This is a genomic window from Corallococcus exercitus (assembly GCF_003611585.1).
In the GTDB taxonomy this organism is placed as follows: Bacteria; Myxococcota; Myxococcia; order Myxococcales; family Myxococcaceae; genus Corallococcus; species Corallococcus exercitus.
Genome location: NZ_RAVW01000166.1, coordinates 1 through 19134, shown reverse-complemented (window position 1 = coordinate 19134; position 19134 = coordinate 1). Strand labels below are relative to the sequence as shown.

The 19134-nt window shown below is 70.9% G+C and carries 16 protein-coding genes; 8 read left to right on the top strand and 8 right to left on the bottom strand.

From position 1 onward, the window contains the following. Window positions 1-92 precede the first annotated feature (92 nt). From uvrA to D7W79_RS20875, 3 genes are all read left to right on the top strand, one after another. A complete protein-coding gene (gene uvrA / locus D7W79_RS20885; protein WP_120527145.1) occupies window positions 93-5396 on the top strand; it encodes an excinuclease ABC subunit UvrA in 5304 nt (1767 codons plus the stop codon). Window positions 5397-5430: 34 nt separating this feature from the next. Continuing rightward, a complete protein-coding gene (locus D7W79_RS20880; protein WP_171435389.1) occupies window positions 5431-5991 on the top strand; it encodes a glutathione peroxidase in 561 nt (186 codons plus the stop codon). A 175-nt stretch (window positions 5992-6166) separates the two neighbouring features. After that, window positions 6167-7312 (top strand): chemotaxis protein, encoded by a 1146-nt coding sequence (locus D7W79_RS20875; protein WP_120527144.1) that lies wholly within the window; start codon window positions 6167-6169, stop codon window positions 7310-7312. A gap of 9 nt (window positions 7313-7321) precedes the next feature. Here the strand turns inward: D7W79_RS20875 and D7W79_RS20870 are convergent, their stop codons facing one another. The 5 genes from D7W79_RS20870 to D7W79_RS20850 all read right to left on the bottom strand — a co-directional run bounded on the left by D7W79_RS20870 (window position 7322) and on the right by D7W79_RS20850 (window position 10264). Further along, a complete protein-coding gene (locus D7W79_RS20870) occupies window positions 7322-7894 on the bottom strand; it encodes a DUF4136 domain-containing protein (RefSeq protein WP_120527143.1) in 573 nt (190 codons plus the stop codon). A 130-nt stretch (window positions 7895-8024) separates the two neighbouring features. Further along, window positions 8025-8513 carry a hypothetical protein gene (locus tag D7W79_RS20865; RefSeq protein WP_120527147.1) on the bottom strand — a complete coding sequence of 163 codons (489 nt, stop codon included), beginning with the start codon at window positions 8511-8513 and terminating at the stop codon, window positions 8025-8027. A gap of 5 nt (window positions 8514-8518) precedes the next feature. Then, a complete protein-coding gene (locus D7W79_RS20860; protein ID WP_120527142.1) occupies window positions 8519-9064 on the bottom strand; it encodes a zf-HC2 domain-containing protein in 546 nt (181 codons plus the stop codon). After that, window positions 9064-9636, bottom strand: coding sequence for an RNA polymerase sigma factor (locus D7W79_RS20855; protein WP_120527141.1), 573 nt, complete (start codon window positions 9634-9636; stop codon window positions 9064-9066). The genes D7W79_RS20860 and D7W79_RS20855 overlap by 1 nt, the downstream gene beginning before the upstream one ends. 151 nt (window positions 9637-9787) lie before the next feature. After that, window positions 9788-10264, bottom strand: coding sequence for a peroxiredoxin (locus D7W79_RS20850; RefSeq protein ID WP_120527140.1), 477 nt, complete (start codon window positions 10262-10264; stop codon window positions 9788-9790). Between the two features lie 121 nt (window positions 10265-10385). Here D7W79_RS20850 and D7W79_RS20845 point away from each other — a divergent pair, with 121 nt between their 5' ends. From D7W79_RS20845 to D7W79_RS20830, 4 genes are all read left to right on the top strand, one after another. After that, window positions 10386-11555 carry a YcaO-like family protein gene (locus D7W79_RS20845; RefSeq protein ID WP_244221878.1) on the top strand — a complete coding sequence of 390 codons (1170 nt, stop codon included), beginning with the start codon at window positions 10386-10388 and terminating at the stop codon, window positions 11553-11555. Beyond that, window positions 11552-12721 (top strand): TfuA-like protein, encoded by a 1170-nt coding sequence (locus D7W79_RS20840; RefSeq protein ID WP_120527138.1) that lies wholly within the window; start codon window positions 11552-11554, stop codon window positions 12719-12721. Before D7W79_RS20845 ends, D7W79_RS20840 begins: the two co-directional genes overlap by 4 nt. Window positions 12722-13101: 380 nt before the next feature. Then, on the top strand, window positions 13102-14973 hold the full coding sequence (locus D7W79_RS20835; protein ID WP_120527137.1) for a serine/threonine protein kinase: 1872 nt from the start codon (window positions 13102-13104) through the stop codon (window positions 14971-14973). 119 nt (window positions 14974-15092) lie between these two features. Beyond that, entirely contained in the window at window positions 15093-15998 is a 906-nt protein-coding gene (locus tag D7W79_RS20830) for a DUF2381 family protein (RefSeq protein ID WP_120527136.1), read from the top strand. Window positions 15999-16012: 14 nt separating this feature from the next. Here the strand turns inward: D7W79_RS20830 and D7W79_RS20825 are convergent, their stop codons facing one another. Beyond that, window positions 16013-16870 (bottom strand): DUF3396 domain-containing protein, encoded by an 858-nt coding sequence (locus D7W79_RS20825; protein ID WP_158617010.1) that lies wholly within the window; start codon window positions 16868-16870, stop codon window positions 16013-16015. Window positions 16871-16914: 44 nt separating this feature from the next. Then, window positions 16915-17706 (bottom strand): hypothetical protein, encoded by a 792-nt coding sequence (locus tag D7W79_RS43265; RefSeq protein WP_208729787.1) that lies wholly within the window; start codon window positions 17704-17706, stop codon window positions 16915-16917. Window positions 17707-17773: 67 nt separating this feature from the next. On the opposite strand from D7W79_RS43265, the gene D7W79_RS20820 reads away from it, so the two are divergent. Then, window positions 17774-18547 carry a DNA-methyltransferase gene (locus D7W79_RS20820; protein WP_120527134.1) on the top strand — a complete coding sequence of 258 codons (774 nt, stop codon included), beginning with the start codon at window positions 17774-17776 and terminating at the stop codon, window positions 18545-18547. Here D7W79_RS20820 and D7W79_RS20815 read toward each other — a convergent pair. Then, on the bottom strand, window positions 18526-19134 hold a 609-nt coding region (locus tag D7W79_RS20815; protein ID WP_244221877.1), incomplete at its 5' end, for a 2OG-Fe(II) oxygenase. The genes D7W79_RS20820 and D7W79_RS20815 overlap by 22 nt on opposite strands.

Below are 19134 nucleotides of genomic sequence, written 5' to 3'. Positions count from 1 at the left end.
CCGCTCACCACCCAACCCACCCGGGCGGTATGATGTTGGCCGTCACGTTGTGATTGGCGCGCGAGTGTCCGGTCGTTAAACCTCCGGCCGGCATGCACAAGACCCACCTCGTCGGCGCCCGCACCCACAACCTCAAGGATCTGTCCGTCGACCTCTCCGAAGGAGAGTTCGTCTGCGTCACCGGCGTGTCCGGAGGCGGCAAATCGAGCCTCGCGCTGGACACGCTCTACGCGGAGGGCCAGCGGCGCTTCGTGGAGAGCTTCAGCCCGTATGCCCGGCAGTTCCTCGAGCGGCTGGAGCGGCCGCCCATGGACGCGCTGGAGCCGGTGGCCGCGGGCGTCGCGGTGGATCGCCGCGCGCCGGTGAAGAGCTCGCGCTCCACGGTGGCGACGCTGGCGGACGTGGAGCCCTACCTGTCCGCGCTCTTCACCCGGGAGGCCATGCCGGTGTGTCCGGACTGTGGCCTGGAAGCGGTGCGCACCGACGCGCGCGTGGCCGCCCGGGCCGCCCTGCGCGAGCACCCGGAAGCCCAGGGCGTCTTCACCTACCCCGTGCGCATCCCGGACACGTCCGCGTTCCTGGACGCGCGCGCCCGCCTGCTGAAGGACGGCTACCACCGGCTGATGGTGCAGGGCGAGGTGAAGGAGCTGGAGACGCTCAAGCCGGGCGAGGCCACCGACCCCGCGGGCATCGCGCAGGTGGTGGTGGACCGGGTGAAGCTGACGGACGCGAACCTGTCCCGCGTCACGCAGGCGTTGGAGGACGCGTGGGCGCGCGCGGACGGCGAGGCGCTGCTCTTCATTCCAGAGGCCGCGCCGAAGCGGCTGCGCCGGGGCCTGGTGTGCCCGAAGTGCGCGCGTGAGTTCGAGCCCGCGCGGCCGGGCCTCTTCAGCTACCAGAGCCCGGTGGGGGCGTGCGCGCCCTGCCGGGGCTTCGGACGCACCATCGGCATCGACTGGGGGAAGGTGATCCCCAACCCGACGCTGAGCCTCGCGCAGGGCGCCATCCGCCCGTGGTCCGGGCAGTCCACCAGCTGGGAGCGGGAGATGCTCCAGCGCTACTGCCGGCAGAAGGGCATCCCCTTCGACAAGCCGTGGGAGAAGCTCACCGACGCGCAGCGCGAGTCGGTGCTCCAGGGCGAGGGTGAATACGACGGTGGCCGCGTCTATCCGGGCGTGCGCGCGTGGTTCCGGTGGATGGAGGGGCGCACGTACAAGATGCACGTGCGCGTGCTGCTGGCGCGCTACCGCGCGTACACGCTCTGTCACGCCTGCGGTGGTGCGCGGCTCAACGAGCAGGCCCGCGCGTGGCGCGTGGGCGGGCTGGACCTGCCGGGCTGGCACGGGCTGGAGCTGACGGACGCGCTGAGCCGGTTGGATGCGCTGAAGACGCTCACGGGGCAGGGCGACCTGGCGCGGCGTGAGCTGTCCGCGCGCCTGCGCTACCTCCAGCGCGTGGGCCTGGGCTACCTCACGCTGGACCGGCCCGCGCGCACGCTGTCCGGCGGCGAGGCGCAGCGCGTGTCGCTGACCGCGGCGCTGGGCACGTCGCTGACGGGCGCGCTCTTCGTGCTGGACGAGCCCACCGTGGGCCTGCACCCGGGGGACGTGCCGCCGCTCACGGAGGCCATCGCGGAGCTGGCGGACCGGGGCAACATCGCGCTGGTCATCGAGCATGATCCGCTGGTCATCCGCTCCGCGCACCGCGTGCTGGAGCTGGGCCCGGGCGCGGGACGCCAGGGCGGCAAGCTCTGCTTCGACGGCACCCCGGAGGCGCTGGCGAAGCGGCAGGACCTGCCCACCGGCCGCATGCTGTCCGGCGGCACGGAGGCGCCGCGCACGCCGCGCACTCGCACGGGAGAGATCGTCATCCGCGAGGCGCGCGAGCACAACCTCAAGAACGTGTCCGTGCGCGTGCCGCTGGGCGTGCTGTGCGCCATCACCGGCCCCAGCGGCTCCGGCAAGAGCACGCTGATGGACGAGGTGCTCTACCGGCACCTGGCGCGCGGGCTGGGCGAGAAGGACGTGGAGGCCCCCGGCGACGTGGCGGCGGTGGAGGGTGGGGCGCAGGTGGAGGCCATCACCTTCGTGGACCAGTCCCCGCTGGGGCGCACGTCGCGCGGCAACGCGGCCACGTACACCAAGGCGTGGGACCGGCTGCGCGAGCGCTTCGCGTCCGAGCCCGACGCGGAGGTGCGGGGCCTGACGTCCGCGCACTTCTCCTTCAACGTGGACAAGGGCCGCTGCGAGGCCTGCGCGGGTGAAGGCTACGAGACGGTGGAGATGCAGTTCCTCGCGGACGTGGCCCTCTTGTGCGCGGTGTGCCGGGGCCGGCGCTTCAAGGAGGAGGTGCTCGCCGTCCGCCACCAGGGCTTCAGCGTGGCGCAGGTGCTGGAGATGACGGTGGACGAGGTGCTCCAGCACTTCGGCGACGACTCCGCATTGAAGCGCACGCTGGGACCGGCGCAGCGGCTGGGCCTGGGCTACCTGCCCCTGGGCCAGCCCCTGTCCACGCTGTCCGGCGGCGAGGCGCAGCGGCTCAAGCTGGCGCGCGCGCTGGCGAGCGACGCGAAGGGCACGCTGTTCCTCATCGACGAGCCGAGCGCCGGCCTCCACGCGGAGGACGTGCGCCACGTGATGGCGTCGCTGCACGCGCTGGTGGACCGGGGCGCGAGCGTGCTCGTGGTGGACCACGACGTGTCGGTGATGAAGGGCTCGGACTGGATCATCGACCTGGGGCCCAAGGGTGGCCGCGACGGTGGCCGGCTGGTGGCGGAGGGCACGCCCGCGGACGTGGCGAAGATGCAGGGCAGCGCCACCGCCGCCGCGCTCCGGGGCGAGGGCAAGCCGCTGGCGAAGGCGGTGAAGCTGCGCCGTCCGGGGAAGGAGGCTCCGCCCGCCATCGAGGTGGAGCACGCGCGCGAGCACAACCTCAAGGACGTGTCCTGCCGGATTCCCCTGGGGAAGATGACGGTGGTGACGGGGCCCAGTGGCTCCGGCAAGAGCTCGCTGGTGTTCGACGTCGTCTTCGCGGAAGGCCAGCGCCGCTTCCTGGAGACGCTGACGCCGTACGCCCGGCAGTTCCTGCCCACGCTGCCGCGCCCGGACGTGGAGCGCATCAGCAGCATCCCGCCCACCGTGGCGCTGGAGCAGCGCACGTCGCGCGCGGGGGCCACCAGCACCGTGGCCACCGTCACCGAGGTGGCCCACTACCTGCGCCTCATGTACGCGAAGATCGGCGAGCCGCACTGCCCGAACGACGACACGCCCATTGGCGCCACCACACCCGCGGCGCTCTACGCGCAGGTGCTGGCGACGAAGGGCGAGGGACAGGTGCTGGCGCCCGCGGTGCGCGCTCGCAAGGGCACGTACCTGGATGTCTTCACCGCGGCGGCGCGCGCGGGCATCACCCAGGCCATCGTGGACGGGGAGCTGGCGTCCACGGACAACCCGCCGCGCCTGACGAAGACGAAGGAGCACGACATCGACCTCGTGATGTACGAGGGCAAGCTCGCGAAGCTGCCGCGCGAGGTGTTCGAGTCGTCACTCAACTGGGGCAAGGGCGCCGTGAAGCTGCGCACGGGCAAGGCGGAGACGCTGCTGTCCAGCGAGCGCACGTGCCCGAAGTGCGGCGCCGCCGTGCCGGAACTGGACCCCCGCTGGTTCTCCTTCAACACGAAGCAGGGCCGCTGTGAGTTGTGCGAGGGCACCGGCGTGGAGGGCGGCGCCTCCGCGATGGCCGAGGGCGAGACGGCCCCGTGCCGCACGTGCAGGGGCACGCGACTGTCCCCGGTGCCGCGCGCGGTGCGGCTGGAGGGCGCGCGCTACCACGAGGTGGTGCAGGCGTCGGTGACGGCCACGCTCGCGCGCGTGCGCACCTGGAAGCTCAAGGGCGACCGGGCGCTCCTGGGTGAGACGGCGCGGCAGGAGATGCTGCGGCGCCTGGAGTTCCTGGAGCGCGTGGGCCTGGGCTACCTGTCCCTGGACCGCAACGCCGCCACGCTGTCCGGCGGTGAGATGCAGCGGCTGCGGCTGTCCGCGCAGCTGGGCGCGGGCCTCACCGGCGCGATGTACGTGCTGGACGAGCCCACCATCGGCCTGCACCCGCGCGACACGCACCGGCTGCTCGACAACCTGCGCGCGCTGGTGGAGACGGGCTCCACGGTGCTGGTGGTGGAGCATGACTCGGACACCATCCGCGCCGCGGATCACCTGCTGGACCTGGGGCCCACGGGCGGCCGGGGCGGCGGCCACATCCTGGCGGAGGGCACGCCGGACGTGGTGCTGGAGTCGGACTCGCCCACCGCGCTGGCGCTGCGGGCCGCGCAGGTGCGGCCTCCTTCGGGGCGGGGTGAGCCGAAGGCGTGGGTGGAGCTGAACGGCGCGCGCGCGAACAACCTCCAGCGCGTGGACCTCAAGCTTCCGGTGGGACGGCTCAACGTCGTCTCCGGCGTGTCGGGCTCCGGCAAGAGCACGCTCATCCGGCAGGTGCTTTACCCGGCGCTGCGCGACAAGCTGGGGCTCGTCACGTCGAAGCCCGGAGCGTTCGACTCGCTCAAGGGCACGGAGTCCATCAAGCGGGTGCTGTCGGTGGATCAGTCGCCCATTGGCCGCACGCCGCGCTCCGTGCCGGCGACGTTCCTGGGCATCTGGGATGAATTGCGCCGCGTGTTCGCGGCCACGCCCGAGGCGAAGATCCGCGGCTTCGGCCCCGCGCGCTTCTCCTTCAACACGGCGGCGGGTGGCCGCTGCAAGGTGTGCGAAGGGCAGGGCGCCATCTCCCATGAGATGTCCTTCCTGCCGGACGTCGTCACGCCGTGCGAGGCCTGCAACGGGGCGCGCTTCGACGCCGCCACGCTGGAGGTGCGCTACCACGGGCTCACCGTGGGCGACGTGCTGCGCCTGTCCGCGGACGAGGCGAAGGACGTGTTCCGCTCGCTGCCCAAGGTCGCGGCGCCGTTGGAGTGCCTGGCGGACCTGGGCGTGGGCTACCTGCAGCTGGGACAGGGCTCCAACACCCTGTCCGGCGGCGAGGCGCAGCGGCTCAAGCTGGCCGCGGAGCTGACCGCCACGTCCCGCCACGAGCCCACGCTGTACGTGCTGGACGAGCCCACCACGGGCCTGCACCTGGGCGACGTGGAGAAGCTGATCACGTTCCTGGGCCGGCTGGTGGACCGGGGCGACACGCTGGTGGTCATCGAGCACCACCCGTCGGTCATCGCCGCGGGGGACCACGTGGTGGAGCTGGGGCCGGAGGGTGGCGAGGGCGGAGGCCGCATCGTGGGCGCGGGCACGCCGCGCGAGGTGGCGAAGCTCAAGACGCCCACGGGGCGCGTGCTCAAGACGGTTTTTTCCACTGAAGAACCCAGGACGCGCGTCGCCGCGCGGGGACGGTGAAACGATGAACGCCTTGCGGCATCCTGCTCGCGCCATGCGAACCCCACTGCTGTTCACCGTCGCGACGGTGCTCTCCCTCTCCACGGCGGCTTCCGCCGCGGACAAGACCGAGAAGAAAGCCATGTCCTTCCACCAGCTGTCCGCCAACCGGCTCGACGGCAAGCCCGAGAAGCTGTCGGACTTCCAGGGCAAGGTCGCCCTCGTCGTGAACACCGCGTCCGAGTGCGGCTACACGCCGCAGTACAAGGGCCTCCAGGCGCTCTACGACAGCTACAAGGACAAGGGCGTGGTCGTCCTGGGCTTCCCGTCCAACGACTTCGGTGGACAGGAGCCGGGCACCTCCGAGCAGATCGCGAAGTTCTGCGAGCTGCGCTTCAAGGTCTCCTTCCCCATGTTCGAGAAGGTGAAGACGAAGGGCGAGGGCCAGTCCCCCGTCTACGCGTTCCTCGCCAGGGACCACGGCGAGCCCAAGTGGAACTTCCACAAGTACGTGGTGGGCAAGGACGGCCAGGTGAAGGCCGCGTTCCCCAGCAGCGTCACGCCTGACAGCCCGGAGCTGAAGGCCGCCATCGACAAGGCGCTCGCGGAGAAGTGACACCCCGCCAGGGCACGCGCGTCGCCGGATGCGCGTGCCCTGGCCTCACGGTGGAGGCTTCGCCCCCGGGGCCCGTGCGCCGGCGTCGCGGTGTTCGTCAGGCCCATGACGGTGGCGTCGCCCCCGGGGCTCGCTCGGAGGACGGGGTGGGCGTGCGCAGCTTGGGTCCCGGCCCATGGCTCCGGTCCTTCCTTCCACGCGCGTCGTGACCGTGGTGCTGCTCGCGGCGCTGAGCGCCGGGTGCGCGTCGCTGGAGCCGCGGCGCTCGGAGCTGGCCACGCGCGTGGGACGGTCCGACCTGTCCGTGGCGGTGATGCGCACGCGGGTGCGGGACCTGGCCCGGCGCTTCTCCGGATTGATCGAGGCCCTGGCGGACGACCTGGCCCTGCGCTCCGGTTCACCCTCCGTGGCCGCGGCCATGTTGCGGTTCAAGGCCAACGCGGTGCCCGCCGTGCAGAGCACGCTCTTCAAGCCGGATCCGGTGGCCGCGCTCATCGACACGTGGACGCTGCTGGCCCAGCTGGAGGAGTCCCTGCCACGCACCGCCGTGGGCGCCTCGCCGGAGCTGGTGTCGCAGGCCCATGATTCGCTGGTGGGATTGGAATCCCAGCTGGAGACCGAGTGGCGCGAGGTCACCGGCCGCGAGGACGTGACCCAGGACCGCGACAGGGTGCACGCCTGGGCCGCTGAGCACCCGCTGACCGGACCGCTGGTCACGCGCGAATCCACCACGGCCCTGCTGGCGTCGCTCACGAATGTGACGGGGGGAGGCCTGCGGTCCACGGCCGCCAGCCTCATCGAGGACACGCGCGACCTCACCGCGCGCGTGGACCTCTACGCGACCAGCCTGCCCCGGCAGGCGCGCTGGCAGGCGGAGTTGGTCGCGACCGACGCGATGCACGCCCCCACCGTCCAAGCCGTGCTGGCGGAGCTGGGGCGCACGGTGGACCTGCTGGACCGCGTGGGCGCGGTGGCCGCGAACACGCCCGCGCTCATCGAACGTGAACGCCGCGCGGTGCTGGGCGCGCTGCACGGCGAACGCCTGGGCCTCCAGGAGTTCGTCACCGGCGAGCGGCAGGCGGTGTTCGCGGACGTGGGGCGCGAGCGTCAGGCGGTGGTGGACGCGCTGCACGACGAGCGCGTGGCCACGCTCCAGCAGCTGGACGGCCTGGCGCGCGGTTGGGTGGACCACGCGTTCGACCGGCTGGGGCCGCTGGTGGACCGCGTGTTCCTCTGGCTCGCGCTGCTGCTGGTGCTGCTGGGCGTGGGCGGCGTGCTGGGCGGCCTGTTGCTGACGCGGGCGTGGCGGCGCGCGCGCTGAAAAGAGCGACTACGATTTCTCCGGCTTGGGCGGGAACTTCTCCAGCATCTTCTCCACGCCTTTCTCAATCCTGCCGCCGTTGCCCTGGATGCTCGGGCTGTCGCCCAGGTTCGCCTGGGCCGTGCCGCGCCAGACGAGCCGCTTCTCCCTCGCGTCCACCACGTCCACGATGAGCGTGCCCACGTCGTACTGGCGCACGTACGTCTCCGAGGGCCCGTAGTACGAACCCCAGAACGGATCCCACGGGTAGCCCCAGTAGTTGTCCACCGTCTCCGCGGACAGCCGCGTGTCGATGGCGCCCTGCCAGCCGATGAGGAAGTCCGGGTTCGCGCTCGCGTCCACCTTCCGGTAGCCGCGGGCCTGGAGGTCGCGATCCACCGCCTCCGTCACCTGGGCCTCGGTGATGTCGTTGTTGATGCGCGTGTCCTTCGTCCGCTGGGGATGCGCCAGCCACGCATAGGTGCGGAACTCATCGATGCGTTGGACCGCGGCGGGGTCGTAGTTGGTGCCGACCTTGACGCCCGCGCAGGACGCGAGCCCCAGGCTCACGAGCACGGGAAGGACACGGGACAGCAGACGCATGGCGGCCTCCAGGAGGATGGACGCATCCCCGGGGAAGGGACACGGTCGATGCCATGACGTTGGGGATGGCCCCCGGGGATGACTTCCCCCCGTGCCCGCCTGTCCGCCTCCGACTCCCGGGCGGGGCGGCTCAGTCGCCGCGCGGTTCCTTCAGTCCCTTGGCCTTCATCCCCCTCGCGCCCTCGGAGCGCGCCATGACCATGGCCAGCCGCGCGCGCTTCTGCGGGGACAGGTCCTTGGCGAGCGCCTGGTACAGCTCCCGGTCCAGCGCGGCGATCTGCGCCCGGGCGTCGAAGGCCTTCTGCGCCGCCGCGTCCACCTGTCCCAGCGCCGCGCTGTCGCCGCGTGCCGCCTGGTGGAGGATGCGCGCCGAGTCCCGCACCTGCTCGCGCAGCGGGCGTCGGCGGTCCTCGAAGCGGCGCAGCGTCTCATCCATCTTCAGGGCCTGCGCGCTGTCCAGCTCCAGCGTGTCCGCCAGCTCCAGCACCTGCCGCAGCCGCTGCCGCTGCTCGGCCCGGGCCATGCGGTCGGGGTCGCGCTCTCCAGGCTCCCTCGCCACGGGCTGCGCCAGCGCCATCACCGGCAGCGCGAACGCGAGGGCCAGGGTCATCCGCTTCATCGTCTTCACAGTGTCTCTCCCAGGTCGTAGTCCCCATCCAGGTCGGCGTCGTCGCCTTCCCACGTCAGGTCCTCGTCCACGCCGTAGCCCGAACCGTCATCCTCCAGCGGATCCAAACCGGCCCACGCCTCGAAGGCGGCCAGCGTCTCCGCGTCCACGTCGTCGCGGGTGCTCGCCGTCCGCACGGTGTCCGGCGCCGCGGTCGAGTGGGGCGCCTTGAGCCGCTCCAGCGCGGACGGCCCCAGCATCAGTGCCACCACCGCCGCCACCGCCGCGAGCGAACCCAGCGCCCGGCGGCTCATGCCCCGGCGCGACTGTTCCCGGCGCCAGGCCGCCAGGGTCCTGGAGCCCAGGCCCTCCTGCGCGCGCACCTCCACGGGCGTCTGGGGCGGCAGCGCCACCAGCCCCAGCACCTCGCGCGCGGAGGCCACCTCCGCCCGGCAGGCCGCGCAGGACTCCAGGTGGGCCTGGAAGCGCGTGGCCTCCTCGCCCTCCAGCGCCTCCGCGGCGTGGAGGCTCGCCTGCTCCTCGTATTCCACGCACGCACCCATCACTGCGTCTCCCCGGCCACGTCGGCCTTCAAGCGTTTCACCGCGTGGTGGAACTGCACCTTCGCGTTGTTCTCCGTGATGCCCAGCGTCTCGGCGATGTCCTTGAACGGCAGTCCGCCGTCCACCCGCAGCGTCAGCACCTCGCGCTGACGGCGGGGCAGGGCCAGCACCGCCTGACGCACCCGCTGTCCCCGCTGGGTGCGCTCCAGCGACGCCTCCGCGCCCTCGCCCGGATCCGCCGCGAGGTCATCCACCGCCGCCGTCACCAGCACCGGCCGCCACCGCACTCCCTGGCGCGCGTGGTTCTTCGCCAGGTTGAGCGCCACCCGCACCAGCCACGAACGGAGCGGCGTGGGCGTCGTGGGGGTGAAGCGCGCGAACACCCGTCGTGACGCCTCCAGGGCCCGGAGGAACGCCTGCTGCGTCAGGTCCGCCGCGTCCTCCGCGCTCACGGTGTAGCGGCGCATCAGCGAGAAGACGAGGCCCCGGTGCCGCTCGAAGAGCTGGCCGAATGCCGCCGCGTCCCCCGCGAGGAAGGCCCCGCACAGGGCCTCGTCCGAGAGAGCGCTCACGGCCCCACCGGGCCGCACCAGTCCTAGGACCCGTCCGCTCACAGGGGCTCCAACCCTCCAGGGGGCGGAAGGTTATTTTCCAGCCCGCATTTCGCCCTGGAGGCCGGACAGGAGACGTCCGGTACCGGGCAGGCAGGCGGGCGCGAAGCCCTCAGGCGGAGGCGGTGTCGCCGCCCGGGGCGGGGTGGGCCTGGAGGTACTTCAGCACGTCGTCCAGGTGGCGGTAGACGCGCACCTCGTGGTGGATGACGTGCTCGACGGTGCCGTCCGCGCTGATGATGAAGGTGACGCGCCGGTCGATGTTGAGGACGGGCCACAGCACGCCCCAGGCGCGGCTGATCCGCCGCTCGTCGTCCCCCAGGAGGGCGAAGTGGATGCCTTCCTGCTCGGCGAAGTCGCACTGGGTGGTGAGCGTGTCCACGGAGACGCCGACCAGTTCCGCGCCCAGCGCGCGGATCCGCTCGTGGTTGTCCCGGAACGCCCTGTTCTCGATGGTGCAGCCCACGGTGAAGGCGCGCGGGAAGAAGAAGAGCACGACGCGCCGGCCTCGCAGCTCCGACAGGCGCACGGTCTGCCCATGGCAGTCGGTCGCGGCGAAGTCAGGTGCGAGGTCTCCGACGGCAATCATTCGATGCGTGCTCCATCCCCAACGGCGGGAGTTGCCCTTCCCCTACCACGTTTTCCCCGCCATCCCATGCCGCGCCGCGCCGGGTGTCCGCTCCCCCCGGAATCTGGCAAGGTGCCGCGCCGTGTCGCCTGCCTTGACGGATCCTCTCTCCCCCGCCTTCCTCGATGCCCTGGCCCGTGGCCTGGGGGTCACCCGGGTCGCCCGGGTGACCGGCCTGGACCGCACCGGCGTGGAGGTCGCCTGCGCGGTGCGTCCGGGTGGACACGTGCTCCAGGTATGTAACGGCAAGGGGCTCACCTTCGAGGCCGCGGCCCGGGGGGCGCTCTTCGAGACGGCGGAGCTGTGGGCGGCGGAGACGGTCCGGCCGGAGCGGCTGCGCTGGGGTTCCCAGGCGGAGCTGGAGCGGGCAGGCGACACGGTCTGGGGCGTGGAGGCGCTAGGGTCGGCGGGGGCGGTGATGGCGCCGAGGCTCGCGGGGCCGGCGGTGCGGCTGGCCTGGTGCGAGGCGCGGACGCTGGACGGGGACGAGCGCGTCTGGGTGCCGGCGCAGGGCGTGTACTGCCCGCCTTCGGGGACGGTGGAGCTGGGGCCGCTGTCGGTGGCCTGGACGACGAATGGCTCCGGGGCGCATCCGGAGCCGGAGCCGGCGCTGCTGCACGCGCTGCTGGAGGCCACGGAACGCGACCAGCTGGCGCGGGCGTTGCCGGAGGGCTGGTCGGAGGAGGGCGTGGTGGGGCGCATGCTGCGGCCGGAGCGCCTGGAGGACGGGGCGCCGCGCACGGCCGAGCTGCGAGAGACGCTGGAGGCCCGAGGGTTTCGCGCCTACCTCTTCGACGTGACACCAGCGCCTCGGACGCGGGGCCGGGTGGGGCTGCCGGTGGCGGCGGCGGTGCTGGTGGACGCGGACGAGGGGCCGGTGCCCCTCACGGCCGGCTATGCGTGCGCGCTGGACCGGGACGAGGCGTTGCACAAGGCGCTGCTGGAGGCCGCGCAGTCGCGGCTGACGGACATCCACGGCGCCCGTGAGGACGTGGCGGCGGCGGACCGCGAGGCGTCGCTGGGGTTCGCCCAGGCCCTGGCGGAGGTGCGGCCGCGCCGCGCGGTGGACGCGATGCCGGACGTGACGGACCGGCGGTCGAAGAGCGCGGCGGCGAAGGTGCGCACGGTGCTGTCCTTGCTGGACGGCGCGGGCTTCACACGGGTGGCCGGCGTGGCGCTGGACGCGCCGGTGCCCGGGCTGCACGTGTGGAAGGTGGTGGTGGCGGGCATGCGCGTCTCGGAGCTCCTGTGAAACGGCGGTCGGACGACCTGGTGGTGTTCCTGGGGCCCTCGCTGCCGGAGGCGGAGGCGCGGAGGATCGCGCCGTGCACGGTGTTGCCTCCCGCGCGGCAGGGCGACGTGTGGCGGGCGCTGTCGCTCAAGCCCCGGGCCCTGGTGCTGGTGGACGGCGTCTTCGAGGCGCAGCCCTCCGTGTGGCACCACGAGCTGCTCGCGGCGATGGAGGCGGGCGTGGCCGTGTTCGGCGGCGGCAGCATGGGCGCGCTGCGCGCCGCGGAGCTGGCCGGGCAGGGCATGGTGGGCGTGGGCCGCATCTTCGGGTGGTATCGCGACGGCGTGGCGGTGGATGACTCGGAGGTGGCGCTGCTGCACGCGGACGCCGAACACGGCTGGCGTCCCCTCACCGTGCCCCTGGTGAACGTGCGGCACGCGGCGGAGCAGGCACGCAAGGCGCGCGTGCTGGGCCGCCCCGGCGCGCAGGCGCTGGTGGACGCGGCGGCGGCGGTCTTCTACCAGGAGCGCACCTGGGCGCGGATCCGCGAGGCCGTGGAGCCCGCGTGGACCGGGCCCGTGCGCGACGCCTGGGACGCCTGGTTCGCGAACGGGGTGGAGGACCTCAAGCGGCTGGACGCCATGGAGTGCATCCGCTCGGCGGCGGAGTTCGTGAGCCAGTCGGAGCCGCCGCGGCCCGGCGTGCCGCGCAATCCCTCCTCGCTGGTGCGGCGCCGGCGCCTGGTGGAGGACGTGACGCGCGTGGGCCCGCGCCCCGTGGACTCCGGGCGCGTGATGGAGCTGCTGCGAAGCGCGCCGGACGCGGCGGCGTGGGCGGAGGCGGGCCTGCGGCGCGCGCTGCTCGCGGGCTGGGCGCGCTCGCTGGGCCTCGCCGCGACGGAGGAGGAGATCGCCGCGGAGGAGGCCGCGTGGTGGAAGGAGCGGGGGATCCGCGCGTCACGCCGCGAGGCCTTCCTCGCCGCGAGCGGGCTCGACGGACCGGGGCTGCGCAGGCTGTGCGAGGCCCGGGCGCTGGAGCGGCTGGCGCTGCTGAACGCCTCGCGGCTCCTGCCTGACGGGCCCTCCTGGGACGAAGCCCTGGCCTCCGAGGCCCGGCTGGGAGGCCAGTGGGAGCAGGCCGCCCGCGCGCTGGCGGAAGCGGACGAAGGGCCCGACGAAGGCGGGTGACGGCCCGTCCCCCCGAGCAATCCCAGACAGGGCCTCCCGTCACGGCTGACGGTTGAGACCTGTTTCACCCGTCCCGTGGCCCTCAGGCGCCCTGGCGGGTTGGACGCGCGTTCAGGTCCAACCCTCCTGCTGCGTCACGAAAAAACGTGACAGCCCCGCACGGACGGATAGGGTCAACCCCGGAGGTTGTCCGCATTGAACACCGCTCCCCGGGTGGTTCCGCCAAGTGGGTCCGCGCCGTCGCCGGCCGGGCACCCTCGCGGATTGCGGGGAATCCGACCTCCGCGGTGGGGTGTGGCAGGGAAGGCACCCTCGCTGGTCCTGAACCGCTGGAAAGCTGTCCCAACCTCCCAGGTTGTGTCACGGCTTGAGTCAGGGGCATGAACACACCGCTCCACCCGGACCAGCTTGAAGTCGGTCACCACGTCGGCCCGTGGCGAATCGTGGGCTTCCTGGGCGCGGGCGGCTTCGGCCGGGTGTTCAAGGTGGAGCGGGGCGGGAACGTCTACGCATTGAAGCTGGCGCTGCGGCCGGCGAACCAGCATGCGGCGGACGAAGAGGACGTCAACGGGCGGCTCACGCGGGAGGTGGCGGGCCTGCTCGCCTGCGCGCCGCATCCCAACCTGCCGCGCGTGCACGCCGTGGATCGCTGGCCGGAGCCACCGGACGGCTACCTCTTCCACGTCACCGACTTCGTGGACGGCGAGACGTTTCATGAGTGGCGCTGGCGCGTGAAGCCCTCCGCCGCGCACCTGCTGACCGTCTACACGGAGGTCGTGCGGGTGGTGGCGGATCTCCACCGCCGGGGCGTGCATCACCGCGACCTCAAGGCAGACAACCTGCTCATCCGCCGCACCGACGAGCGGCCCATCCTCATCGACCTGGGCACCGCGCGCATCCCCGGCGCCTCCACGTTGACGGTGGGCGTGGCGCCCGCGTCTCCGCACCTGTTGCCGCCCGAGTGCGTGGCGTTCCTGCGCGAGGGCTCCTGGAAGGCGGGCGCGAACTTCGACGCGGGCATCCCGGGGGACCTCTACGCACTGGGCGCGCTGCTCTACGAATCGCTGACGGACGGCTACGCCTTCGACCCGCGCCTGCCCTACGAGCGGTTGCTGCCCGCCATCGAGACGGTGGTGCCGCGCGCCCCGAAGGACATCAACCCCAAGGTTCCGTCCAGCCTGTCGGACATCGCGATGCGGCTGCTCTCCAAGCGCCCCGAGGACCGTTACTCGGGAACGGAGACGCTGCTGCAGGCGCTCTGGGACGCGGCCAAGGACAAGCGCCACTCGGACTGGAAGGTGTCCCTGGACATCCCGGCGGATCCGGACGCGTCCGGCCTGGACCGGGGCGTGGTGCTGCTGTCGCAGTACCCTGGCAACGCCAAGGAGTCGGAATCCGGTGCGACAGAGCCGTCGGGCCAGCCCTCCACCGTGGAGCCCTCGGTGCCGCCAAAGCGGCGCCGCCGTTCCGGGGCGGTGCTCGGCCTGGGAGCACTCCTGTTGGGTCTTTTGATCTTCGGACTGGTCCGGCAGACGCCGGACCGTCCTCCACCTGCCGTAGCGCCTGTGTCTGAGAAAGGAAGTTCGTCCGTGACCCCAACCCCGAGTCTTCCCGATGCCGCCGTGCTCGCGGTGGCCTCTTCCCCGGATGCGGGAGCTTCCGCCCCGGTGGAGCCGACTCCGTCCGCACCGCCCGAGGTCGCGAGTGCGCCCGCGAAACCCCTGCGTCGAGACGGGGGCGTCATGCGGAAGATCGCCGGAGCGGCCGTGGCGGCCTGCGTAGGTGTGTCCTGCGCGGGCGGCAATGCCAACACCCGCAGGGATGATAGCGAACCGTGCCCGCCGGGCGCCGAAGAGGCCATGCTGGCGTTGAATGAAGCTGGAGAGGTCCCGTGGGAAGGGATCTATCTGCGAGAGAGTGAGCGTCGTGACATGGAGATCCGTGAAGGACCCATCTCAGGCTTGGTCCATAGGACCACTCGGACGAGAGGCAAGCTGCCGGTAGGAACGAAGGTTCGGGGCCGTGCGGTGTTCACGCCGGGAAACACACGGTTTCTCTTCACGGAGGCCACCCTACCTGATGGGGAGGTCGTCCCCATCTGCATGGAGTTCATCAACGGGTACACCGGTCGCCTCGGCTGGCCGCAGAACGTGAAGAGCTACCCAGAGGACACCGCCACAGTCCGTCACGTTCCGATCCAGATGATCGACGTGGTAGCGGTCAAGCGTCTCAACGTCCCCCTCGCGGATTAGACACTTCGTCTCACCGCCGCCTACTCACGGAGACGGGTCATCATCAAGCGCCGGGCACGCGTAATGCCCCGTGGTAGAAGGAAGGCCCTGCTGTCCCGGTTCGAGGAGCCCTCCCCACCGTGCCCTCCTGTCTGCTCGTCGCGCTTCCAGTTCTTCTCTGGTCGACCTGTGCCCTGGCGGCTGCTCCCGTCAAGAAAGAGGGGGTGGGAGCGCTCCGCATTGAAGTGGGAGCGGAGGACACGGGGGCGCTGCCCATCCACATTGGACCCGGGGTCAGCACGACACTGCTTTTTGATACCGATATCCAGCAGGACCAGGTGAGCCTGGAATCGCGAGCGCAGTTCGCGCGGGTGAGCACAGGGAGTGCGGTTCTCGTGCTCATTCCGTCCAACGACCTGCCGCAAGGGGGGAGCTTGAAGTTGTCCATTCCCTTCAAGGATGCGGGCTCGACACTTCCTTCGCGGCTGTCATTGACCCTGGTCGTGGATTCCGGCTCAGTGGATAGACAGGTGGAAGTCTACCGTCGAGCGCGTTCGGCGGAGTCATACCGCCTGGAAGTGCAGCAACTGCGCACGGAACTGGAGCGCTTGCGACAGGAATCCGCTTCATTCGTGAGAGAGAAGGGTGAACAGCCTGGCCTCCGGGGGCTCCTGATGTCCGCGGAGGAGCCTCCTGGCTTGGCGGTCTTGCGTGTTGAGATGCAGCAGAACTGCAAGCCGCCTTGCTTACTGCTGGTTGAAAAGAGCTACTTGTACTCGTCGGGAGCTCGACTGGCAGTGATGTTGTTATTGCGGTCGGCCGACAAGATGCCGTGGCGCATCGGGAGGGCTGTGCTGGTGGACCAGCAAGGAAAGAAATGGGAATCCATGCCGCCCGCCCAGTCCGGGCCCATCACAGCGGGTGCCGAGGCAAAGGTTGTCTTGGAGTTCGACGTGAACAACCCACCGACAGGCCGCTATCAACTGAACGTCTCGGATGTGGAGGGCAACCGGGCGATGCAGTGGAATGGCCTCAAATTCCCTTGAGCCTGAAGCCTGTTTCAGTCCAGGAACCGGCGCTCCCAACGACGTTGGGCTTCGGGATCCGTGGAGGGACGGGAGTTACCCTGGAAGTACATCCAGGGCTCCAGGACGCGGGCCAGTTCACGGTAGGCCGGTAGCACGGGGCTTCGCGTCGTATCGCCCGCGTCGGGTTCAGGGCCCAGGGCAATGACCGCGCGTTCCTCGGCAAGAGGCTGCACGGTCGTGCCTGGACTCTTGAGCCTTTCACGGAGGGCATCCACGCCGCCCAGTTCCGCGAGCACCGGAGGACCCAGGAAGTTCATCCAATGGATGCCACGGACGCGGTTTTCCAGGTGCAGGGATGCGGACTCATCGGGAACGTCGATTCCCGGATGACGCAGGCGTTCGCGATGAACCAGGTCGTCGACGCCCAGGAGATCGAACTGGGCATTGAATGCGAGGCCCGCGTGCCCGGAGGTAAACGGCAGGCCTGCTGAGAGATTCAACGCCAGTTCGTGGACAGCGAGTGGGCCTTGCGACTCCAGGAACTCAGTGGGGAGCCAGAAGGTGACGGTGCTCAACAACCGCGATGCATCCGGGTCGTTGGGGTTCTCTCTCCACTGACCGTCATAAACGAATTGGTAGTCGCCAACTCCCTGGACATGATCCGCCAGCTGGATATGGGCAAATTGTGGGGAGCGGAATTCCTCCTCCAAAAACTTCCGCCCGGCACTATTGATTTCGTGGAAGTCCCCTTCGTAGTCGCAATACCAACGCAGGGACGCCGGAACGATGGAGCGCTGAAACACATGCAGGGCGTGCTCGATTTGCTGAGTGATGTCATGGTGCGAGTGGCCCAGGTAGAAGGTAATGCTGAAGCCATCCTGGAGAAGCATGCCTCCATGCCTTGCACGAATCCTGATGCGTGGATGAGAGCGCGTCACTGTGTTGCTCCAAGGATGGGGACGACAAGCCAGGGCCGGGTTCCTAAAGCCTGCTGATACATCTGGCCTTGCAGCTTCCCCGCGTAGGGATGGCTGCGGGGATAACGCCTCCATCTCGCGGGATTGCTGATGGGGCAAGGAAACTTGAAGTCGAAGACAGCTTCGGCCTTCAACGGATCTCCTAAATGGATGACGACATCTGGAACAAGCGTGCCCAGGAGTTGGCCCGCCTGTCCGGATCGAAGCCACACCTCAGCTTGAGCGCGGGTGATCAATCTGAGTGCTCCCTTCTCCATGTCGTACCCGTACCGTTGCTCCAAACTGAATCCACCTGGCCGTTCGACGGATAGGCGTGCCTGAACGCAGCGGAGGGCTACAGCGTGCTTCTCTTGGCCCCACCGCATGGCCCGGGTGATGGGCTCCCCGCTTGCGTCCGTTCCCACCTGCTCCTGGCACTGCTCTTCCGTCGGCGTCTTGCCACCGAGCATCCGCAGGTTTACATCCCAGTCCGCCTGGGTCGCGCACTCCTTCATGATCTCCCGCAGGCGTGCCTCCGCCGCCGCATCCATGACCTGCAGCGCCCCTGCCACGGAGGCACCGGCCTGCGCGGTGGCGCGGACCCCAGCGGGCACGGCCATGTCCGCGCAGTAGGCAGGATTGTGCCGGCACGCATTCGTGCCCGAATCCAGCGTCTGCTGGTACTCCCGCCGGGTCTGGCCGCCGCCCGCGGACTGACACCCGGAGAGCAGCAGCCCGGCCAGCAGGGCCGCCGTGTGATGAATCCGCATGGCCACCGAGCGTGCCAGAATCCCCTCAGCCCCGTCCCTCATGCCGGGTAGGGTGCGGCTCCACACGATGACCTCCGACCTCACGCCCGAATCCCTGCGCTGCGTCCGCGCCGACGCGCGCGAGCCCGAGGGCTACCGGGCTGCCCTCGGCGACACCCGCGCGTCCCTGCTCCACACCGATCCGCCCTATTGCCTGCTCACCCGGCGGCGCAAGGGCGGCGACCTTCGCGACGCCCGCGCGAACAAGAAGATCGACCGCAACCCCATCGTCCGCTTCGAGTCCGTGCGCGACTACCGTGTCTTCTCCGAGGCCTGGCTCTCGCGCGCCACCGCGCACCTCACCCCCGACGCGCCCCTCATCATCTGGACCAACCTCCTGGGCAAGGAGCCCATCCTCACCGCCGCGCGCGACCTGGGCTACACCCACCTGCGCGGCGAATACGTCTGGGGCAAGCGCACCACCGACAAGAACGCCAACGAGCAGCTGCTGCGCGTCTACGAGGTCGCCCTCGTCATCGCCCGCACGCCCGCGCCGCCGCTCGCACCCGGGGACGCCCCCACCGTGTGGGCCGTCGTCGGCGGCTACGACGATGACGCGGAGGCCGTGCAGTGGGGCGGCCACCCGCACCACAAGCCCTTCTCCGTGCTGGAGCCCCTGGTCCGCACCTGGAGCCGCCCCGGCGACACCGTGTTGGATCCGTTCGCCGGCAGCGGCTCCATGCCCTCCGCCGCCCTGCGCCTGGGCCGCCGCCCCGCCTGCATGGAGGTCGAACCCGAGTGGGCCGAGCGCGTCACCCACCGCCTGCGCGAAACCGCCCGTCAGCTCGCCAGCGCCCGGTAGAAGCGCGTCTCGCTCCAGGTGGGCACGTCCGTGGGACGGTGCCCCCACCAGTTCATCACCAGCGTGCGCCGCTCGCGCGAGGGCCCCGGCAGCTTCCCGTCCGGGACCTGGTTGTCCGCGTCCAGCACCCCGTGCGTCAGCGTCCCGTCGAACACCACCAGCCGGTTGGGACGCGGCGCCACCAACGTCAACTCCTCCAGCCGGTCCGGCGCGAGCGACGGGTTGCCCTCCGACGGCAGCTCCCGCGTCACCGCCAGCGCGCCGCCCCGCACTCGGTTGAGGAACAACACCGACGAGCGCACCGGGTGCACCAGCTTCCCCGTCGCCAATGCCAGCCGCTCATCCCGGTCCTGGTGGAAGTCCACCCGCACGTCCGTGGCCCGCATCCGCGACAGCCACCACTCCACGCCGGCAATCTTCCACCCCTTCGTCACCCGGGGCCGGAGCGTGTGGATGACCTCCTCCACCACGTTCTCCGGCGGCCCGAAGGCGTACCAGAACGTCGTCTGGTACGTGTGACGCAGGCGCTCGCCCTTCAGGTCCCCCACGCGGCGCGACAGCCGGCGGAAGAGGGGGAGGGGCAGGGC